Genomic DNA, 18,521 nt, shown 5'->3' on the forward strand with positions numbered 1-18,521 from the left:
CAATGTTGTTGTCACCTTGGGCAGATCGGCCGGCGCCAGATTCACCGTCACGCGGCGCGCCGGATATTCGAACAGCGTGGCCTGGATGGCGACACGCACGCGATCGCGCGCTTCGCGCACCGCGGCTTCGGGCAGGCCGACGATGGAAGTGCCGGGCAGGCCGCCGGAAAGATGTACCTCGACCATCACCTGCGGGGCCGAGACGCCTTCCTGGGCGCGGGTGAGGGTGACGGCGAGACTCATGCAGCACTCAAAAATATTTCGCTCCAGGTGTATCGGGGCGAGGTGACGGACCCCGGCGCGTCCAGGGAAACGCCGGGCGCAGCGCGGCCTGCGCGTGCGCCGGGCAGGGCCATGCTCAGCGCGCCGGACGCTCGCCGGCGAGCTGCTCCAGCGCGGCCAGGCGTTGTTCCATCTCGGCCAGTTGCGTGTGCGTGCGCTGCAGCAGCAGGCGCTGCACGTCGAACTCCTCGCGCGTGACCAGGTTGATGCGCGCCAGCCCGGCCTGCAGCACCTCGCGCGCGTTGGCGGCGAAATCGGCACGCGCCTGCTGCAGATCGGGTGGCAGCAGGCCGGCCAGACGCTGCGCGATGCTATCGATGTTTTGCGTGTCCCACATAGGTCTCACCTCGTTGCCCGGCAGTGTGCCCGGCTGCGCGCAAGAGTACGCGCAGTGCACACCGTGGGGATTTTCCTACAGCGCGCGCCGCGCCGTGGCCGGCGCGCCGGCGCAGCCTGCCGCGCAATGGCAGAATGGCCCGGTCCAACAGGAAGCGCCGCCATGAAGCTAGTTACCGCCATCATCAAACCGTTCAAGCTCGACGACGTGCGCGAGGCGCTGGCCGAGGTCGGCGTGCAGGGCATCACCGTCACCGAGGTCAAGGGCTTCGGCCGCCAGAAGGGCCACACCGAGCTGTACCGCGGCGCCGAGTACGTGGTCGATTTCCTGCCCAAGATCAAGCTGGAAGTGGCGGTCACCGATGATCTGGTCGAACGCGTGATCGAGGCCATCCAGCACAGCGCGCGCACCGGCAAGATCGGCGACGGCAAGATCTTCGTCAGCAACCTCGAGCAGGTCATCCGCATCCGCACCGGCGAGCTGGACGGCGACGCGCTGTAACGCCATGAAGTCGTTTAGTCAGCGTGTGGGGCTAAGGAAACTCTGATTTTCCCTGTGGTCAAAGCGAAGCCTCCACGGACTAAATGATGTTCTATCGACAAAGCATCTAATTAGTACGTCCGATTTCAACAATTAGCACAGGAGACAGGGCGATGGCGCTCGGAAGATGCACGGCTCTTTTGGGGTTTGTGCTTGCTGGCATGAGTGGTCTAGCTGCATGCCGAACTCTCATAAAATACAATACATCGATTACGCTATGCGGTACGCTTGGTAAAGGCTCGTATTGGTCTGATTATGGGCATGAGCGTGCTCACTAGTCGAGTTATTTCAAGATGCACCTTAATAATCCGATCGACATAGAACCAGACATAAAACAAAAAACTGTATTTGCTCCGAAATTGCATGATGTCGTAATAGTGGGAGTGGCGACCCAAGTGAGCGGTATTGCTGGTAAAATCCAGGCCGGTTGGATGAAGGATGTCTGTCTTAGTGGTTATCTTTACCCCATACTTGCCGGCAGATGGAGTCAATACGTTTCAGAGAAAGTTTTCTTTAGGGTTCGTCAAGTTAGTGCTGCGCCATCCAAACCGCACTCCGATTAGTCAATGCGTAGCCAGTGCCGTTGCGTATGCAGCCATGATACATGAGCACCGCCAGACATATCGGAGAGACCGGTGAAAACGTTCAAATTTGCGACATGTTTTATCTTCCTTTGTGCTGTTACAGGGATGACCCAAGCCCATGCTTCGGTCGGTTCAAAATTTTGGGACAGCCGCGCGCCGGAATTGGCATACCGTGACAAAAACACATGCTTGGTAGGCAAGATTGAAACCGGGCGTGCTGGCTACGGGAACAAAATCGAAAAATATCTTTATTTGCATACCGCCACACCCTACAACTTCGTGCCTGGCGGGAAGAGTCTTTTTGATCAGCAGTCCGAACTCTTCACCGGGCACCAATATGACTTCTCGATAGTCTCAAAGCGCACTGTGCTGATATACCAAGCCGAAAGCTTGATTGGTAGAAATGTGCGAATTACCGGGCCGGTTTACATACCGATAACAGGCAGCCAAATCATGCCAACTTTCCTTCAAATTTCTACATCCAAAATTAGCTTGGCAACTCCTTCTGAGTTGATATCCGGAAGTTGCGATAGTTAAGGAAACTCTGATTTGATTGCTCGATGAGCTGCAAATTTGACTGTGGGAGCGGTTTCAAGATCCAGGTGCAAGAGGGTTAATGCATGGTGCCGAGCTTGGCCTCGGCGAGTCGTAGATGCTGGTTGTAGACCTGCAACGGCGTGTGGAATCCATACCGCTGGTGCAGGCCGGATGCCTGCTGGCCCTGATGCAATCTGTCCCATCCACCGCCCGCGCGAATGACCTTTGCCGCATGTGCGTCCCGTGCACGCAGCGCATAATCGCGCGCTGATTCATCGCACGAGATGCCCAATGCGTTTGTCCGCCCTGCTCGCGCTGGTCGCGATCGCGCTGCCGTATTCGGTGGCCGAGGCCGCGCAAGATCCGTATTCCTATGCCGAGCCGGACCGGGTGCGCGTGCGCCATGTCGATCTGGACCTGGCGCTGGATTTTCCGGCGCGGGCGATCGCCGGCACGGTGACGCTGGAGTTGGACTGGCGCGACGCGCAGGCACTGACGCTGAATCTGGACACGCGCGATCTGGCCATCGAGCGCGTCGAGGCGCTGGATGACGTCGGCCATGCGCAGGCGCTGCGCTACACGCTGGCCGCGCCCGACGCCGAGCTGGGCAGCAGGCTCAACATCGCCACGCCGACGCAGCTGGCGCGCGTGCGCATTGCCTATCGCACCGCGCCCGCGGCCAGCGGCCTGCAGTGGCTGGACAAGGCGCAGACCGCCGACAGGCACGCGCCGTTTCTGTTTTCGCAGTCGCAGTCGATCCACGCGCGCTCGTGGATTCCGCTGCAGGACACGCCCGCGGTGCGCTTCAGCTACGCGGCGCGCGTGCGCGCGGCGCAGGGCATCACGGTGCTGATGAGCGCGCTGCGCCGGTCGGCGCAAGGCGACGTGCAAAGCTTCAGCCAGCCGCACCCCATCCCCAGCTATCTGATGGCCATCGCGGCGGGTGCGCTGGCCGAGCAGGCCACGTCCCCGCGCACGGCGGTGTGGGCCGAGCCCTCGCAGGTGCGGACGGCGGCGCGCGAGTTCGGCGATATCGAGCAGATGATGCGGACCACCGAGCATCTGTACGGTGCGTATCGCTGGGGCCGCTACGACATGCTGGTGCTGCCGCCGAGCTTTCCCTTCGGCGGCATGGAAAACCCCGAGATGACCTTCCTCACGCCGACGGTGATCGCCGGCGACAAGTCGCTGGTGTCGGTGGTGGCGCACGAGCTGGCGCATTCATGGTCGGGCAATCTGGTGACCAGCGCGACCTGGCGCGACATCTGGCTCAACGAGGGTTTCACCACGTATGTGGAAAACCGCATCGTCGAGGCGGTATATGGCAAGACCCAGGCCGATGAGGAGTTCGTGGTCGCCGCCGGCGAACTCAAGCACAAGATGCAATCGCTGTCGGAAAACCAGCAGCGCCTGGCACCGGCGCCGCGCGAGGTCGGCGCCGACGACGCGCTGACCGACGTGGCCTATGTCAAGGGTGCGTGGTTTCTGCGCTTTCTCGAAGCGCGTTTTGGGCGTACGGTGTTCGACGCTTACCTGCGCGGCTATTTCGATCACTTCGCCTTTCAGAGCATCACCACCGAGCAGATGCTCGATTACTTGCGCGCGAACCTGATCGAAAAACATCCGGGCAAGGCGAGCTGGGACGAGATCGAACAGTGGGTGTACGCGCCGGGTCTGCCGGCCACCGCCACCCTGCCCGCGGTGCCGGCCTTCGTCGCCATCGACGTGGCGCGCGCGCGTTTCCTCGATGGATCGCTGGTCGCCGCCGCGCTGCCGGCCACGGGTTGGAACACGCACGAGTGGCTGTACTTTCTCGATCATCTGCCCGAGGCGCCCACGCTGGCCCAGGTGCAGGCGCTGGATGCGGCGTGGCAGCTCACGCAAAGCGCCAATGCCGAGATCGGCATGCGCTGGCTGCCGCGCGCGATTCGCGCCGGCGACAGCACCGTGTGGCCGGCGGCGCGCGCCACCATGCTGCGCATCGGCCGCATGAAACTCACCCTGCCGATTTATCGCGCCTTCGCCGCCACGCCCGCGGGCCTGGCCTACGCCGAGGCCGCGTTCAAGGCGCACAAGGCCGAGTATCACCCGCTGACCCGGCAGGCTATCGAAAAGGTGCTGCGCAAGGCGCACGCGCAACCGGAAGCGATCCGATGACTTCCGCGCCGATGGCATCCGCGCCACGCCCCGGTTTCAAGTCCATGTTCCTGCGCCGCCTGCGCGCGCTCGGCGTGCTGATCGTGCTGCTGCTGCTGGTGCTGCTTGGGCTGTACCTGTTCGCGCCGCAGTGGCTGCTGCGCGCCGGTTACACCCTGCAGGCGTGGGACGCCAACCTCAGCAGCCGCAGCATCGATGTGCATGGCGTGCGCTGGGTGTATTACGCAGGCGGTCACGGGCCCACGCTGGTGCTGCTGCATGGCTTCGGCGGCTCGCGCCAGAATTGGGTGCCGACGGCCAAGTATCTGGCGCACGACTTTCACGTGATCATCCCCGATCTGCCGGGCTACGGCAGTTCCTCGGCGGTGCCGGCGAGCGCGGGCGGCATCCACGGCGAGGCGCGGCTGCTCGCCGGTTTTGTCGATGCGCTGCGTTTGCAGCACTTCGGCCTGGTTGGGCACTCGCTGGGTGGTGCCATCGCCGGCGTGTATGCCGCGGCGCATCCGCAGCAGGTGTTCGGGCTGGCGCTGGTGGACTCGGCCGGATTGCCGTATCCGCTGACGCCGTTCGCCAGGTCGATGTTGGCCGGCCACGACCCGTTCGTGTTCGACGATCGCGCCGGCTTGCGCAAGCTGCTGGCGCTGGTGTTCGTGCATCCGCCGTATCTGCTGCCGCGCCTGGCCGATGTGCTGGTCGCCGAAAACAAATCCCGGCGCGCGTTTCTCGAAGGCGTGTTCGCGCGCCTGCGCACGCCCGCGGATGCCACCGCGCTGGTGCCGGTGCTGCCCAAGCTGACCATGCCGGTGCTGGGCCTGTGGTGCAAGCACGATCAGGTGGTTCCGCCCAGCGCCATGGCGGCGCTGCGCAAGGGCCTCAGCGCCACGCCGCAGATCAGCATGACCCAGCTTTCCGGTTGCAATCACATGCCCAATGTCGAGCAGCCGCAGGAAACCGCGCAGGTGCTGACGCAGTTTTATCTGCTGCCGGCGACCGGCGGCTGAGCGCGGGCGGAACTCATTCGCTGCGCGCCGCTGACGCGGGCGATGTGGTGGCGGCCAGCCGGCGTAGGCCGACGATGCGCCAGTTGCCATGCTCGCTTTGCATGTCCAGCGCCAGCGCGCCGCGATATAGCGCGGGCGTGGCGGCGCCATGCTCCAGCACGCGTGCCTCGTAGCGCAACAGCACCCGCGCACGGGTGGCGCTGGCGGGTGCGATGCGTACCTCGCTGAGATGCAAACTGCGCGATTCGCTGCCGGCGAACAGGCGCGTGTAGGTCTCGCGCAACGCGGCGAAATCGCGCGTGCCATCGCGCACCTGCGGTGCAAACAAGGCCATGAAGGCGGACAGGTCGCCGCGCGCGTAGCTGTCACTGAACGTGCGCAGCAGACGGGCGATGGCGGTCGTGTCGGCAGCGGGCGCCGGCGACGTCGTGGTTACCGGCTGGGGTACTGACGTACGTTGCGGCGCCGGTGTTGCCGCTGACGGGATCGGCAATCGCAAGCTCGGTAACGCGGGTCGCGGCATGAGCAGCGGCGCGGCGCGCACTCGCGCACGCACGGAGAACGTTTGTCGCAACGGCGGCCATGCCACCGCCAGTGGCGCGATCATCGATGCCTCCGGTACAACCATGGCCAGCGGCTGCGGCATGGGCGCGGTTTGCACGCGCATGGCCGGCATGCTGATTCCTTGCGCAAGCGCAGGCATGACGATGTGCATGCGCGGTGGCGGCAACGGCAGCGCGGCGGGCCACGCCAAGGCTGGCGCAACCGCGGCAGGCGCCATGCGCAGCGGTGCGGCGTGCCATTGCCGCGACAGCCACAGCAGGCCCAGCGCCAGCGCCACGCCGATCAGTGCCAGAACGAACAAGCGCAGTGCACGCGTGCCGGTATGCGTCGGTCGCAGCGCCGCACGCGCCTGCTGCACGCGTCCTGGCTGTAGCGCCGGCGGTGGCGTGCGCGCATTGTATTCGCCGGTCGGCGGTTGCTGCCGCAAGTCCTGCTGCGCGCGCCGCACTTGCGCAATGTGCAGCGCAACCAGCGGATTCTGCGCGCGCGTGCGCGCCAGCCACAGCAACATCAGTCGCGCGTGCTCGCGAACCTGGCGAGCGTCAGCACTCGCATGCAGGCCGAGCACGCGCCAGGCGCTGGCAGCCGGCACGAACAACACCTGCACGAGGTAAAAATCCAGCGCCGATTGCAGCGTTTGCGGCGGTGTGCGCAATACGGCGGCGACCTCGCTCAACTCCGCCGTACCGGCCGCGCAGTGCAGCAGCAGATCGAACTCGGCGTTCGGCAGCGCGGCGCGGCGCAGCGCCGCGGCGTGTTGTGGCTGCTGGTAGAGCTCCAGCGCCAGACGCAGCGTGTGCAGGGTTTCCGATTGCAAGGCACGCACACTCGCGGGCAGATCAGTGTCCGCGGCAGCGGGCGCAGGCGTAGCGGTGCGCTTGTGCGGCAGCTCTGGCTGAACCAATGCGTTCATGTGGCGGGGTGCCAACGGATGCGGCAGGTGACTACGCTAGTGCGCGTGCAGACGAAAAGCCACGATGCGCGCAGCCTGACACATATTCGAGCCACTCGCCGCGGCTGCGCGGCGCGGCCGCGGCCCGATATAGGCCGCGTTCGTTCAGCCGCGCGCCGCTGTGCCGATCAGGCGCATCAGCTCCAGCTTGAGCTGCGCGCCGTGTTCGCGCAGCCACGCGCGCTGCTGCGCGAAGTCGCGATCCAGCGTCTGCACCTGCGTCCAGAAACGCGCGCTGTGGTTGCGCACGCGCAGATGCGCCAGTTCGTGCGCGACCACATAGCGCGCCACCGCCGGCGGCGCCAGCGCCAGCGCCAGATCGAGGGTGATGCGGTCGCGCGTATCCAGGCTGCCCCACAGGCTTTTCAGCGGGCGCACCTGCAGCGCGCTCGGCGCCAAACCCAGATGCGGCACCAGCGTGTGCAACGCCCGCGCCGCATCGCGTCGCAGTTCGGCCTCCAGAAACCCGCGCAAGAGGCCTTGCGCCAGCGCCAGTGGACGCGCGCTGTGCGCCGGCAACTGCAACTGCACGCTGCCGGCACCGTGCGCCAGCGCGGGAAAGCGGCCCTCGCGCCAGCGCAGGTGCAGGCTTTCGCCGCGCAAGTGCAATTGATCCGGATGGCCGACGCGCAGCGCCGGCACGATTTCGTCGAGGTGCAGCTCACTGAGCTTTTGCCGCAGCCACGCGGCGTGCTGGCGCACGAAGGCCTGCGCCTGCGCCGGCTGCGTGCCCGGTGGCCAGGTCAGGCGCGCGCCGTTGATATCGACGCTCAGGCGCAGGCGCCGCGCGCGCGGATGCACCGCGCGGCGCAAGCGCAACATGCCGCCGGGCGCGGCCACCTCGAACCAATCTTGCTGCATTGCCGGCATCGCTATCTCCGCGTCCCGGCGCAGGGCGCTCAGGCGTCCTGCGGCCGGGGCAAGCCGAACCATGTGTCCAGTTTGTCGAACAGGCGCCGAAGTTCAAGTGCCATCAGCGTAAATTGTGCATCCAGCTCGGCCTCGGCCGAGTCCAGCGGCTGCTGATTGAGCTCTTCCTGGATCACATCGAGGAATTTCAGCTTGCGCAGCACCAGATCCTCGCCCAGCACGAAGGCGATGCGGCCATCGAACACCAGACCGAGTTGCGCTACCTGCTTGCCGGCGCGCAGGTGTTCCTGCATCTCGTCGGCATCCAGTGCCTGGCGCCGGCAGCGCGCGATGGCGCCGGTGTTGCCGCTGGCCTCGCGCAGCTCGCATTCGTCGCCCAGCTCCAGACCCTCGGGCGGGCGCTTGGCGGTGAGCCATTCGGTCATCAGCAGACGCGGCGCGCGCTCCGCCGCCAGCGGTAGCGCCGGAAAACTGCCCAGCGCCTCGCGCAGGCCGCTGATCGCGGTTTCGGCGGCCTTGCGGCTGGTGGTGTCCAGCGCCACCCAGCCCTGCGCCAGATCGAGATAGCCGGGCAGCTGCGAGGGCCGTGCGAAGGCACGTGGCAGCAGTTCGTCGAACAGCTCCTGCTTCATGCGTTTGCGCTCGCGCCCGCCCACCGGCCGGCCCAGTTCCTCGGTGCGCGCCTGGATACGTCGCCCCAGCTCGGCGTTGATCACCGCCGCCGGCAGCAGTTTGTCCTCGTTGCCGGCGCTGAACAGCACGCAGCCCTGCAGCGCGCGCGTGAGCGCGCCTTGCGGCCGCCCCAGCGGTGACACGAAACCATGCGTGGCCAGCTCCAGCGGCCCGCAGGGGCGCAGGCGGTGCGCGCCCAGCGCGGTTTCCAGCTCGCCGAGCGTGGCGGCGACCGCGGGGGAGAAACGAAACAGGCTGAGATTGCGAAACAACATGCGTGGGGTCCGAAGGAATGGGAAATGCAGCCGCGCCAGCGGCTGCGCGATGCGGCGCGCTCAGGCCGAGGCTTCGGCCAGCTCGTAGGGCACGCCGGCCAGCCAGGCGTGGGCGTCGGGCGCAGGCGTGTTGCCGCGCGCGCCCAGCGCAGCGAAGTCGAACAAATTGTGATCGGCCAGCTGCGAGGGTACGACATTGCCCAGCGCGCGGAAGATCGTCTCCAGACGCCCCGGATATTCGCGCTCCCAGGTGTCCATCAACGCGCGCACCTGCTTGCGCTGCAGGTTCTCCTGCGAACCGCACAGGCTGCACGGGATGATCGGGAACGCGCGCAGTGCGGCGTACTCGGCGATCTCGGCCTCGGCGACGTAGGCTAGCGGCCGGATCACGATGTGCTGGCCGTCGTCCGAGCGCAGCTTGGGTGGCATGGCCTTGAGGTTGCCCTGAAAAAACAGGTTCAGGAAAAACGTGGCGATGATGTCGTCGCGATGGTGCCCCAGCGCGATCTTGTTGAAGCCCGCCGCGCTGGCGTGTTGGTAAATCGCGCCGCGGCGCAGGCGCGAGCACAGGCTGCACAGCGTCTTGCCCGCGGGCACCACGCGCTTGACCACGCTGTAGGTGTCCTGCTCCAGCACAGTGAACGGCACGCCGCGCGCGGCCAGGTAATCGGGCAGCACGTGCGCGGGAAAGCCCGGCTGCTTCTGGTCCAGGCTCACCGCGACCAGCTCGAACGTGACCGGCGCGCGCGCCTGCAGCGACAGCAGCACATCCAGCAGCGTGTGTGAATCCTTGCCTCCGGACAGGCATACCATCACCCGGTCGCCGTCCTCGATCATGTTGAAATCAGCGATCGCCTGGCCGACTTGATGGCGCAGGCGCTTGGCCAGACGCTGGCTCTCATGCTCGCGTTTGCGGGGATCGTTGGACATGCGAGGGCGCGGCTGGCCACAGCGAAAGGCCGTGCATTCTAGCGCCTCGCCGCGGCGCTACACTGCGGCGAAGACCCGATACCATGCACTACGACGATCCTTCCGCCATCGCCCGCGAACTGATTGCGCTGCGCACCGAGCATCGCGACATCGATGTGCTGATCGCGCGCCTGCAGGCCGATCCGCACGCCGACCAGTTCGCGCTGGCACGCATGAAAAAGCGCAAGCTGCGGCTCAAGGACATGATCGGCTATCTGGAAAACAAGCTGATTCCGGATCTCGATGCCTGAACTGAGCGGGGACTCGGGACTCGGGACAAAGCGTTGCGCGACGTCACAATGTCCTCGTCATCCCCGGGCGCGCGCAGCGCGAGCCGGGGATTCAGTGGCCTTGTCGTGCACGGCGCTGGATGCCTGCCGACGCGGGCATGACGATGCCCAACCCGGCTACCGGTCCTGCGCTGGTGCGCCCACGCTGCTGCCCGCGGCAGGCCAGGGCGCGGTGGCGGGCGTGGCCGGGTTGGCCGGCTGTGCGGGCACGGTTTCGATCTGCAGCGGCTCGGCGCGCAGCGGCGCGGTTTGCGCGGGGCCGGTCGGCGGCAGCGGCGCGGATTGGGCCGCGGGTGTTGCGGGCACGGCAGCGGGTGCACCCGCGCCCACATCGCGCGGCAGCTTGCCGGAGCAGCGGTAAGCGCCCCACGGCTGCTGGCCGTTGACCGGCGGCCCCAGCGGCTTGACGGTATTCGCGCCGAGGCCGGCGCCGGCGTTGCGCGCCAGCACTTCCAGCTCGTCACGCACGGTGAGATTGTCGCGCGCGAAGGGACCGACGTGGTTGGTGACCGACACCGTCGCCGTGCCCACCTGCGTGCAGCCGGCGACGCTGTCGACGTAGGCGGCGACCACGCCGTGAGCGGCGGGTGTGAGGTGCACGTTGAAGCTGGCGCAGCCGGCCAGCAACAGTGTGGCGGCGAGGGTCGCGGCGAGGGACAGCAGGGGTATGGCGCGCATGACGGTTTCCGGGCAGGGGCGGGATACGGCGCGGGCATGACGCAGCCGTGGTATGGCCGCGCGGGCCCGAACAGGCGTGCAAAAATTCGGGCGGAAAGCTCCGCCCGACAAGCATAGCGACTGCACCGGCACCGCGACATGCGCGGCGACACAACGTTCAGCGCAGGATCGCGCCTTCGCTGTCGATCACCCGCACCTCGCCGAGGTTCAATGCGCGGATCGGCTGCTCGATCTTGCCCAGATCACCGACCACGACCCAGGTGTAGTGCGCCGGTCGCACCACCGCGCGCGCGGCGGCCTGCACCTGCGCATCGTCGAGCGCCTCGATGCGCGTGCGCAGTTGTTGCACGTAGTCATCGGGGCGCCCGTATTGCACGATGCCCTCGACCGCGGCCAGCACCGCGCGCGCGCTTTCGTAGGTGCCGGGCAGCTTGCGCACTTCACTTTGCTTGACCTTGGCGATTTCCTCGCGGCTGGGCGGCTGCGCGCCGATCAGCGCCTGCGACTCGCGCAGGATCTCGGCCACCGATTCGGCGGTCTTGTCGGTCTGCACCGGCGCGTAGGCCAGGAACGGACGCTGGCCTTGCGCGTCGCGCAATAGCGTTCCGGCGCCGTAGGCCCAGTGCTTGTCCTCGCGCAGGTTCATGTTCAAACGCGAGGTGAAGCTGCCGCCGAACACCTCGTTCATGGCGCGAATCGCCAGATAGTCGGGGCTGGCGGTGGGCGGCGCCAGCAGGCCGGCGAGGATCAGCGACTGCGGCGCGCCGGGGCGATCCATTAGCAGCACGCGCACGCGCGGCGCGGCGGGTACCTCGGGCACGCTGACCTGCAGGCGCGGCGTGGCCGGCGCCTGCCAGCGGCCGAACGCCGCCTCGAGCTGCGGCAGGATCTCGGCCAGCGTGGTGTCGCCGGCGATCAGAATCTGCGCGTTGTCCGGGCGCACCACGGCGGCGTGATACGCGCGCAAGTCCGCGGCGCTGAGCGCCTTCACCGCGGCCTCGCTGCCGGTGCCACTGAACGGGATCGCGTACGCATGTCCGGCGCCGTACAGCAGCGGCGGCAAGATGCGCAACGCCAGTCCGGTCGGCTGCGCCTTTTCTTGCGCGATGCCAGCCAGCCACTGCTGGCGCACGCGCTCGATGTCGGCAGCGCGGAAAGCAGGCTGCTGCACCACCTCGGCCAGTAGCGCCAGCGCGGGCTGCAACTGGTCCTTCAGCGCCGACAGATAAGCCGTGGAGCCATCCAGGCTGGCGCCGGTGCCGAGCTCCGCGCCCAGTTGTTCGAGGCGCCGCGCGATGGCGATTGAATCCAGCGTGGCGGTGCCCTCGTCGAGCATGGCCATGGTGAAGCTGGCGCGGCCAGGCTTGGCCGCGGCCGGATCGCTGGCGTAGCCGCCGCGAAACATCAGCTCGACATTGACCACGGGTACTGCGTGGCGCGCGGCCAGCACGACAGGAATGCCGTTGCTGAGCGTGGCGCGCTGCAAGGCAGGGAAGTCCAGATCGGGGAAGCGCGCGACTCCAGGAACGCCGGACTTGCGTGCGACGCTGCTGGCCACGACGCTCCAGTGCGCCGCGGCATCGGCCTTGGGCGCCGGCGCGCCGGCCGTTGCCGACAGGCCTGTTTGCAGTCGCGCGTAAGCGGCATCGCTGGCGGCGGCGTCACTGCCCGACGCAACCACCAGGGTGAAATCGCCCTGCCCCAACCAGCGTTGTGCCGCGGAGCGCACGCTCTGCGACGTGGCCGCGTGCATCACCGCGAAATCCTCGACGTAGGCCACCGGGTTGTTGCGGTACACCTGACCCTCGGCCAGCACCGTGGCCTTGCCGCCGAAGCCGCCGACTTTCTCGATGCCGCGGATGAAATCGGCACGCGCCCCGGTGCGTGCACGCGCCAGTTCGTCGGCATCGGGGCCAGTGGCGAGAAATTTGCGCAGCTCGTCATCCAGCGCGGCCTCGACCTTGGCCGGGTCGGCACCCTTGCGCACGCTGGCTTGCAGCATGACCATCGAGGCCAGTTCGAACGGCATCACCGACATGCTCACGCTGTCGACGAGCTGGTCCTGGTACACCAGCCGCTGATATAGGCGCGAGGTCTTGCCGCTGCCCAGCACGGTGGTCGCAAGGTCGAGCTGCGTGGCGTCGGCGTCGGTCAGACCGGGCGCGTTCCATTCGCGGTAGATGCGCGTCTGCGGCACCTTGTCGGGAAACACCGCGCGTGTGGACGCCGTGCGCGCCGCCGTCCACGGCTGCGGCCGGCTCAGGCCCGGGCCAGGATTGATGTCGCCGAAATAGCGCAGCACTTTTTCGCGCGCCTGCTCGGGAGTGATGTCGCCAGCCAGCACCACGGTGGCGTTGGCCGCGCCGTAGTACTCGCGAAACCAGTTCTTGACGTCGTCCAGCGTGGCGGCGTTGAGATCGGTCATCGAGCCGATGGTGGTGTGGTGGTAAGGGTGGTTGGCCGGGAAGGCATTGGCCTGCAGCACGGTGAACACGCGGCCATAGGGCTGGTTCTCGCCCTGGCGCTTCTCGTTTTGCGCCACGCCGCGCTGCTCGTCGAGCTGCGCCTGGCCGATCGCGCCAAGCAGATGACCCATGCGATCGGATTCCATCCACAGCGCCATGTCCACCGCGGTGCTCGGCACGGTCTGGAAGTAATTGGTGCGATCCAGCCAGGTGGTGCCGTTCTGGTCGGTGGCGCCGGCCAACTCGTACGGACGGAAGTATTCGTCGTCGTGATTCTCGGAGCCCTGGAACATCAAATGCTCGAACAGATGCGCGAAACCGCTGCGTGCAGCCGGTTCGTTCTTGGAGCCGACGTGGTACCAGACGCTCACCGCCACCACCGGCGCCTTGTGGTCCTCGTGCACGACTAGGGTCAGGCCATTGGGCAGCACGTAGCGCGTGTAAGCGAGGCTTGGCACTACGGCATGGACGGGCGCCACGGCGGTGGCGGGGTGGTCGCGTTCGGTCTGGGCGTGGGCGTGACCGACTCCGCCCAGCAGCAGGGCGACGACGAGCAGTCGATGAAGGCGAAGCATGCATCTCTCCTGACAAGGCCGCGACGGCGCTGGGCGGATGACGGCGCGCATTTCCGCTGCGCCGCGCCGGTGAACACCATGCCCTCGCGCGCTACCGTGCTGCATGTGCCACAGGATGGGTGCCGGAAGTCGGGGTACGCGCGGTGCCCACGCTCGCGCGTCCGCCGCCGCTGGCCTAGCATGGGCCGCATCCACCCACGAGGACACGCCGATGCGCAGCGCACTGATCACCGGCGCCAATCGCGGTCTCGGCCTTGAGTTCGCCACCCAGTTGCTGGATGCCGGCTGGCAGGTGACCGCGTGTTGCCGCGCGCCGCAGCAGGCGCAGGAGCTGCACGCGCTGGCCGCGCGCCACGCCGGGCGCATCGAGGTACAGGCGCTGGCGGTGGACGATGCCGTGGCGCTGGCTGATCTGCCTGCGCGCCTGGGCGCGCTGCGGCATCTGGACTTGCTGATCAACAACGCCGGCGTGCTGGTGTCGGGCGAGCGCTTCGGCAACGTGCGCAGCGACGATCTGGCGCGCAGCTTCGCCATCAACGCCAGCGCGCCGCTGCTGTTGACCCAGGCGCTGGCACCGCTGCTGGAGCATGCGCACGCGGCCAAGGTGCTGTGCATCAGCTCGCAGTTGGGCTCGATCGCGCAGGCCAGCACGTTTCGCACGGTCAGCTACGCGATGAGCAAGGCCGCGTTGGACATGGCGGCGCGGCGCCTGGCCGCGGAACTGGGACCGCGCGGCATTACCGTGCTGGTGATGCATCCCGGCTGGGTGCGCACCGATATGGGCGGCGCCAGCGCGCCGCTGTTGCCGCGGGCCGCCGTGACCGGCATGCTCGCGGTGCTGGCGCGCGCCACGCCGGCGCAGGGTGGACACTTTTACGCTTACGACGGCACCGAGCTGCCGTGGTGAGCGCGCGCTGCAGGCGCGGGGCATTGGACGTGCGATCACGCGGGCTTGGCGATGCGCGCGCGAGGCTCGGGCCATGCGCCTGATCGCCCGCCGCCGCCGCCGCCGCGCAACCCGAAGCGCTGCGCGGTCTGTCAGCGATGCCCATGATCGCGCCGGCGCGCTGCGCTATCGCGAGCAGCGCATCACTAGGCGTGAACACGGCCACCGCGCTGATTGAAAAGCGCTCGGCCCAAAGCATTTGCGCCTGCTAGCATCGCGCCTCCACTTGCTGCCGCGCGCGTCGCCATGAGTCCAGTTCCCAAGCCCGTGCTGTTGCTGATTCTGGATGGCTGGGGCGCGCGCGAAGAGCGCGCCGACAACGCCATCGCCTTGGCGCATACGCCGCACTGGGATGCGCTGCTGGCGCAGCATGCGCACACGCTGATCGACACCCACGGTCTCGCCGTGGGCCTGCCTGCGGGGCAGATGGGCAACTCCGAGGTCGGGCACATGAACATCGGTGCCGGGCGCGTGGTATACCAAGATCTGACGCGCATCGATCGCGCCATCGGCGATGGCAGCTTCGCGCGCAATCCGGCGTTGCTGCAGGCTTGCGCCGCGGCCAAGGCCGGTAGCGGCACACTGCATGTGCTCGGCTTGCTCAGCCCGGGCGGTGTGCACAGCCACGAGGAACACCTCTTCGCCATGCTGCGTCTGGCGCATGCGCAGGGCGTGGCGCACATCGTCATGCACGCGTTTCTGGATGGTCGCGATACGCCGCCGCGCAGCGCGCGACCGTCGCTGCAAAAACTGCAGGCGCTGTGCGATGCCACCCCCGGCGCGTGCATCGGCAGCGTCGGCGGGCGCTACTGGGCGATGGATCGCGACCAGCGCTGGGAGCGCGTGCAGCGCGCCTGGCAGGCCATCGTCGCCACCGAGGGCGTGCATGCCGACAGCGCGTTGGCCGCGCTCGATCAGGCCTGGGCGCGCGGTGAGAACGACGAGTTCGTGGCGCCCACGGTTATCGGCGCCGCGCCGGGCGTGGGTGACGGCGACGCGGTGGTGTTCATGAACTACCGCGCCGACCGTGCGCGCCAGATCAGCCGTGCCTTCGTCGATCCGACTTTCAGCGGCTTCACCATCGCCGCGCGGCCAAAGCTCGCGGCCTTCATCACCCTCACCGAGTACGCGCAGGATCTGCCGGTGAGCTCTGTGGCCTATGCGCCGGACGATTTGCGCGACGGTCTTGGCGAAACGCTGGCCAGGCAGGGCCTGACGCAACTACGCATCGCCGAGACGGAAAAATACGCGCACGTGACGTTTTTCTTTTCCGGCGGCCGCGAGCAGCCCTACCCCGGCGAGTCGCGCATTCTGGTGCCCAGCCCCAAGGTGGCCACGTATGACTTGCAGCCGGAAATGAGCCTGCCGGAACTGACCGATAAACTGCTACAGGCGATCGTCGGCGGGCAGTTCGATTTCATCGTGTGCAACATCGCCAACGGTGACATGGTCGGGCACAGCGGCAAGCTGGACGCCGCGATATGCGCCGCCGAGGCTGTCGACGCGGCGTTGGGGCGCATCGTTCCGGCCATCGAGCAAGCCCACGGCGCGCTGCTGATCAGCGCCGATCACGGCAACCTCGAACAAATGCGCGATGCGCACGGCCAGCCGCATACCCAGCACACCGTCGGCCCGGTGCCGCTGGTTTACGTCGGCGCGCAGCGCTACATGCTGCGCCACGGCGCGTTGTGCGATCTGGCGCCCACCGTGCTGGCGCTGCTGCGTCTGCCGCAGCCGACAGCCATGACCGGCCACAGTCTGCTGGCATCTGCCGACTGAATCCGGTGGCGCCCGCCCGCGGCGCAGCATGCGCAAGCGTACGGATTGCAGTACCGTGGCGCCCCGGCTGCGACCGACGCGCCGACAGAACATCCCACGCACAAGGAGCCCCGCATGCTTCGTACCCGCAATCTGGCCGCAGCCGTCGGCCTCGCCCTGGCCCTCAGCGCCGGCGCCGCACAGGCCTCTCCCTTCAGCAAGATCTTCGTGTTCGGCGATAGCCTCAGCGACGATGGCAACCTGTCACTGGCGATGTCGGGCGGCACCGTACAGAACAGCTTCACCACCAATCCCGGTCAGGTCACCCTGCAGGATGTGGCCAAGTACTACGGCTACGGCTTGACGCCTTCGCTGCTGGGGGGCACCGACTTTGCCTGGGGTGGTGCCGGCCTTCTCAACAACTCACCCGGCACGCCGAGCACGGTGCCGCTGCTGACCGCGCAGTTGCAGCAATACCTCACCGCCAGCGGCGGCAAGGCCGATCCCACCGCACTGTATTCGGTGTGGGGTGGCGCCAACGACATTTTCTACAACGCCTACGTCGCCGGTATCGGCGGACAAACCGCGCAGCAGGCGCAGCTCAACATCATCGCCGCGGCGCAAACCGAAGGTGGCATGCTGGCCACGCTGAAGAGCGCTGGCGCGCAATACATCCTGGTGTTCAACCTGCCCAATATCGGCGCCACGCCCTCGGCGGCGGCGCAAGGGCCGGCGGCGCAGCAGGCGCTGACCGGGCTGACACTGACTTTCAACAACACGCTCGATCAGGCCATCCAACAAGTCAATCCGGGCGTCAACATCATCCCGGTGAACGTGTACGGCGTGCTCAACGAGCTGCTGGCCAACCCGGCGCTGTATGGCTTCACCAACGTCACCACGCCGGCCTGCGGCATCACCGCCAGCGCCGTGCAGTGCGGCCCGGCTGGCTCCGGCGCGCCCTACACCTACGCGCCGGGCACGCAGAACACGTATCTGTTCGCCGATGGCGTGCATCCGACCACCGCCGGCTACGCACTGCTGGGGCAGTACGTCGAGTCGATCATCAATGCGCCGGCGCAGATGTCGCTGCTGCCGCAGGCGCCGCTGGCAGCCTACGCCGCGCACCAGCGCGCGCTGCGCGATGAAATGCTGGTCGACAGCCTCGGCGAGGCGCGCAAGGGCGTGCATTTCTTCGCCAATTTCGATTACGGCCACCAGACCTACGACGCCACCGCCAACACCGCGCGCAGCACCAGCAACAACAATGTGCTGACCATCGGCGCCAACGCCGCGGCCAACCGGAACTTCTCCGTGGGCATGGCCATCGGCGCGGCCCAGCTCAACACCGGCGGCGTCGGCGCGGTCAATTTCAAGACCCAGGATCTGTTGTTCAGCGGTTTTGCCAACGCGCGTTTCGGCGCGGCCTACCTGAGCGGCGACGCCAGCGTCGGCCAGTTGTCGTATACCAACATCACGCGCTACATCCCGCTGGGTCCGGCGCTGCGCGTGGAAAACGCCAAGACCAGCGGTTCGCAGCTGGCGGGCACGTTGGAAGGTGGCTACTGGTTTGATTGGGGCAATATGCGCACCGGGCCGTTCGCGCAACTGGGTTATCAGCGCATCAGCGTCGGTCAATTCAACGAGAGCAGCGGCGATGCCAGCGCGATGTGGTTCGGCAAGCAGGTGCTCAAGTCCGCCACGGCGGAGTTGGGCTGGCAACTGACCGGCCGCACCGCGTTGGGCGGTGTGCCGCTGCAACCGTTCGCGCGCGTGTCCTACGAGCACGATTCGGATGCACAGACGCGGCTGGTGAGCGCGGGCCTGACCACCATGCCCGGCACCTTTGCCCTGCCTGGCTTCATCCCGGGCAAGAACTGGGTCAACGCCAGCCTGGGGCTGAGCGCGCACTTCTCGTCCAGCCTGACTGGCTTTGCCAGCTACACCGGCATGTTTTCCAACAGCAGCCAGAAGCTCAACAGCATCGATCTGGGCGTGAGCATGACGTTTTGAGTTCAACCCGGCCGGCGGCGGTGCGCGCCGGCCCACGGCCCACGAAAAGCCGTCCGCGA

The 18,521-nt window shown here is 67.1% G+C and carries 18 protein-coding genes; 10 read left to right on the forward strand and 8 right to left on the reverse strand.

Annotated features, from left to right (window positions below; translation table 11 throughout):
• Positions 1–243: magnesium chelatase domain-containing protein (locus ACYDAT_RS00760; protein ID WP_461448209.1), on the reverse strand; the 243-nt coding region annotated here is incomplete at its 3' end.
• A 115-nt stretch (positions 244–358) separates the two neighbouring features.
• Complete coding sequence (locus tag ACYDAT_RS00765; protein ID WP_461439994.1) at positions 359–619, reverse strand: accessory factor UbiK family protein; 261 nt, start codon at positions 617–619, stop codon at positions 359–361.
• Between ACYDAT_RS00765 and ACYDAT_RS00770 the strand changes: the two genes are divergently transcribed.
• The 5 genes from ACYDAT_RS00770 (at position 609) to ACYDAT_RS00790 (ending at position 5,438) form a co-directional block, all read left to right on the forward strand.
• Positions 609–785, forward strand: coding sequence for a hypothetical protein (locus tag ACYDAT_RS00770; RefSeq protein ID WP_461439993.1), 177 nt, complete (start codon positions 609–611; stop codon positions 783–785). The genes ACYDAT_RS00765 and ACYDAT_RS00770 overlap by 11 nt on opposite strands.
• Positions 782–1,120 carry a P-II family nitrogen regulator gene (gene glnK / locus ACYDAT_RS00775; RefSeq protein ID WP_461441290.1) on the forward strand — a complete coding sequence of 113 codons (339 nt, stop codon included), beginning with the start codon at positions 782–784 and terminating at the stop codon, positions 1,118–1,120. Before ACYDAT_RS00770 ends, glnK begins: the two co-directional genes overlap by 4 nt.
• Positions 1,121–1,794: 674 nt before the next feature.
• A complete protein-coding gene (locus ACYDAT_RS00780; RefSeq protein ID WP_461448210.1) occupies positions 1,795–2,280 on the forward strand; it encodes a hypothetical protein in 486 nt (161 codons plus the stop codon).
• A 291-nt stretch (positions 2,281–2,571) separates the two neighbouring features.
• The gene (locus ACYDAT_RS00785) at positions 2,572–4,437 is read left to right on the forward strand and encodes a M1 family metallopeptidase (RefSeq protein ID WP_461448211.1); all 1,866 of its coding nucleotides are present in this window, start codon (positions 2,572–2,574) and stop codon (positions 4,435–4,437) included.
• On the forward strand, positions 4,434–5,438 hold the full coding sequence (locus ACYDAT_RS00790) for an alpha/beta fold hydrolase (RefSeq protein WP_461441287.1): 1,005 nt from the start codon (positions 4,434–4,436) through the stop codon (positions 5,436–5,438). The genes ACYDAT_RS00785 and ACYDAT_RS00790 overlap by 4 nt, the downstream gene beginning before the upstream one ends.
• A gap of 13 nt (positions 5,439–5,451) precedes the next feature.
• Here the strand turns inward: ACYDAT_RS00790 and ACYDAT_RS00795 are convergent, their stop codons facing one another.
• The 4 genes from ACYDAT_RS00795 to ttcA all read right to left on the reverse strand — a co-directional run bounded on the left by ACYDAT_RS00795 (position 5,452) and on the right by ttcA (position 9,701).
• Positions 5,452–6,915, reverse strand: a complete 1,464-nt coding sequence (locus tag ACYDAT_RS00795) for a YybH family protein (RefSeq protein ID WP_461448212.1) — start codon at positions 6,913–6,915, stop codon at positions 5,452–5,454.
• 144 nt (positions 6,916–7,059) lie between these two features.
• Positions 7,060–7,815: a M48 family metallopeptidase gene (locus ACYDAT_RS00800; protein ID WP_461448213.1), complete on the reverse strand. Its 756-nt coding sequence runs from the start codon at positions 7,813–7,815 to the stop codon at positions 7,060–7,062.
• A gap of 38 nt (positions 7,816–7,853) precedes the next feature.
• Positions 7,854–8,771 carry a recombination-associated protein RdgC gene (locus ACYDAT_RS00805; protein ID WP_461439325.1) on the reverse strand — a complete coding sequence of 306 codons (918 nt, stop codon included), beginning with the start codon at positions 8,769–8,771 and terminating at the stop codon, positions 7,854–7,856.
• A gap of 60 nt (positions 8,772–8,831) precedes the next feature.
• Complete coding sequence (gene ttcA / locus ACYDAT_RS00810) at positions 8,832–9,701, reverse strand: tRNA 2-thiocytidine(32) synthetase TtcA (protein ID WP_461439326.1); 870 nt, start codon at positions 9,699–9,701, stop codon at positions 8,832–8,834.
• An 83-nt stretch (positions 9,702–9,784) separates the two neighbouring features.
• Between ttcA and ACYDAT_RS00815 the strand changes: the two genes are divergently transcribed.
• A complete protein-coding gene (locus ACYDAT_RS00815; RefSeq protein WP_461439327.1) occupies positions 9,785–9,991 on the forward strand; it encodes a YdcH family protein in 207 nt (68 codons plus the stop codon).
• A 156-nt stretch (positions 9,992–10,147) separates the two neighbouring features.
• Here the strand turns inward: ACYDAT_RS00815 and ACYDAT_RS00820 are convergent, their stop codons facing one another.
• On the reverse strand, positions 10,148–10,708 hold the full coding sequence (locus tag ACYDAT_RS00820; RefSeq protein WP_461439328.1) for a DUF4156 domain-containing protein: 561 nt from the start codon (positions 10,706–10,708) through the stop codon (positions 10,148–10,150).
• A gap of 157 nt (positions 10,709–10,865) precedes the next feature.
• A complete protein-coding gene (locus ACYDAT_RS00825; protein ID WP_461448214.1) occupies positions 10,866–13,748 on the reverse strand; it encodes a M16 family metallopeptidase in 2,883 nt (960 codons plus the stop codon).
• 211 nt (positions 13,749–13,959) lie between these two features.
• Here ACYDAT_RS00825 and ACYDAT_RS00830 point away from each other — a divergent pair, with 211 nt between their 5' ends.
• The 4 genes from ACYDAT_RS00830 (at position 13,960) to ACYDAT_RS00845 (ending at position 18,462) form a co-directional block, all read left to right on the forward strand.
• The gene (locus tag ACYDAT_RS00830) at positions 13,960–14,655 is read left to right on the forward strand and encodes an SDR family oxidoreductase (protein WP_461439330.1); all 696 of its coding nucleotides are present in this window, start codon (positions 13,960–13,962) and stop codon (positions 14,653–14,655) included.
• 73 nt (positions 14,656–14,728) lie between these two features.
• Entirely contained in the window at positions 14,729–14,872 is a 144-nt protein-coding gene (locus tag ACYDAT_RS00835; RefSeq protein WP_461441282.1) for a hypothetical protein, read from the forward strand.
• 68 nt (positions 14,873–14,940) lie between these two features.
• Positions 14,941–16,473 carry a 2,3-bisphosphoglycerate-independent phosphoglycerate mutase gene (gene gpmI / locus ACYDAT_RS00840; RefSeq protein ID WP_461439331.1) on the forward strand — a complete coding sequence of 511 codons (1,533 nt, stop codon included), beginning with the start codon at positions 14,941–14,943 and terminating at the stop codon, positions 16,471–16,473.
• A gap of 114 nt (positions 16,474–16,587) precedes the next feature.
• Positions 16,588–18,462 carry an autotransporter domain-containing protein gene (locus tag ACYDAT_RS00845; RefSeq protein WP_461439332.1) on the forward strand — a complete coding sequence of 625 codons (1,875 nt, stop codon included), beginning with the start codon at positions 16,588–16,590 and terminating at the stop codon, positions 18,460–18,462.
• The last annotated feature ends 59 nt before the right edge of the window (positions 18,463–18,521 follow it).

The organism is Metallibacterium sp. (assembly GCF_054637675.1).

Coding starts and splice junctions, on each gene's coding strand:
- ACYDAT_RS00800 (WP_461448213.1), bottom strand. CDS start 7,815: ATGCAGCAAGATTGGTTCGAGGTGGCCGCGCCCGGCGGCATGTTGCGC.
- ACYDAT_RS00830 (WP_461439330.1), top strand. CDS start 13,960: ATGCGCAGCGCACTGATCACCGGCGCCAATCGCGGTCTCGGCCTTGAG.
- ACYDAT_RS00820 (WP_461439328.1), bottom strand. CDS start 10,708: ATGCGCGCCATACCCCTGCTGTCCCTCGCCGCGACCCTCGCCGCCACA.
- gpmI (WP_461439331.1), top strand. CDS start 14,941: ATGAGTCCAGTTCCCAAGCCCGTGCTGTTGCTGATTCTGGATGGCTGG.
- ACYDAT_RS00790 (WP_461441287.1), top strand. CDS start 4,434: ATGACTTCCGCGCCGATGGCATCCGCGCCACGCCCCGGTTTCAAGTCC.
- ACYDAT_RS00765 (WP_461439994.1), bottom strand. CDS start 619: ATGTGGGACACGCAAAACATCGATAGCATCGCGCAGCGTCTGGCCGGC.
- ACYDAT_RS00805 (WP_461439325.1), bottom strand. CDS start 8,771: ATGTTGTTTCGCAATCTCAGCCTGTTTCGTTTCTCCCCCGCGGTCGCC.
- ACYDAT_RS00785 (WP_461448211.1), top strand. CDS start 2,572: ATGCGTTTGTCCGCCCTGCTCGCGCTGGTCGCGATCGCGCTGCCGTAT.
- ACYDAT_RS00795 (WP_461448212.1), bottom strand. CDS start 6,915: ATGAACGCATTGGTTCAGCCAGAGCTGCCGCACAAGCGCACCGCTACG.
- ACYDAT_RS00845 (WP_461439332.1), top strand. CDS start 16,588: ATGCTTCGTACCCGCAATCTGGCCGCAGCCGTCGGCCTCGCCCTGGCC.
- ACYDAT_RS00825 (WP_461448214.1), bottom strand. CDS start 13,748: ATGCTTCGCCTTCATCGACTGCTCGTCGTCGCCCTGCTGCTGGGCGGA.
- glnK (WP_461441290.1), top strand. CDS start 782: ATGAAGCTAGTTACCGCCATCATCAAACCGTTCAAGCTCGACGACGTG.
- ttcA (WP_461439326.1), bottom strand. CDS start 9,701: ATGTCCAACGATCCCCGCAAACGCGAGCATGAGAGCCAGCGTCTGGCC.
- ACYDAT_RS00815 (WP_461439327.1), top strand. CDS start 9,785: ATGCACTACGACGATCCTTCCGCCATCGCCCGCGAACTGATTGCGCTG.
- ACYDAT_RS00835 (WP_461441282.1), top strand. CDS start 14,729: ATGCGCCTGATCGCCCGCCGCCGCCGCCGCCGCGCAACCCGAAGCGCT.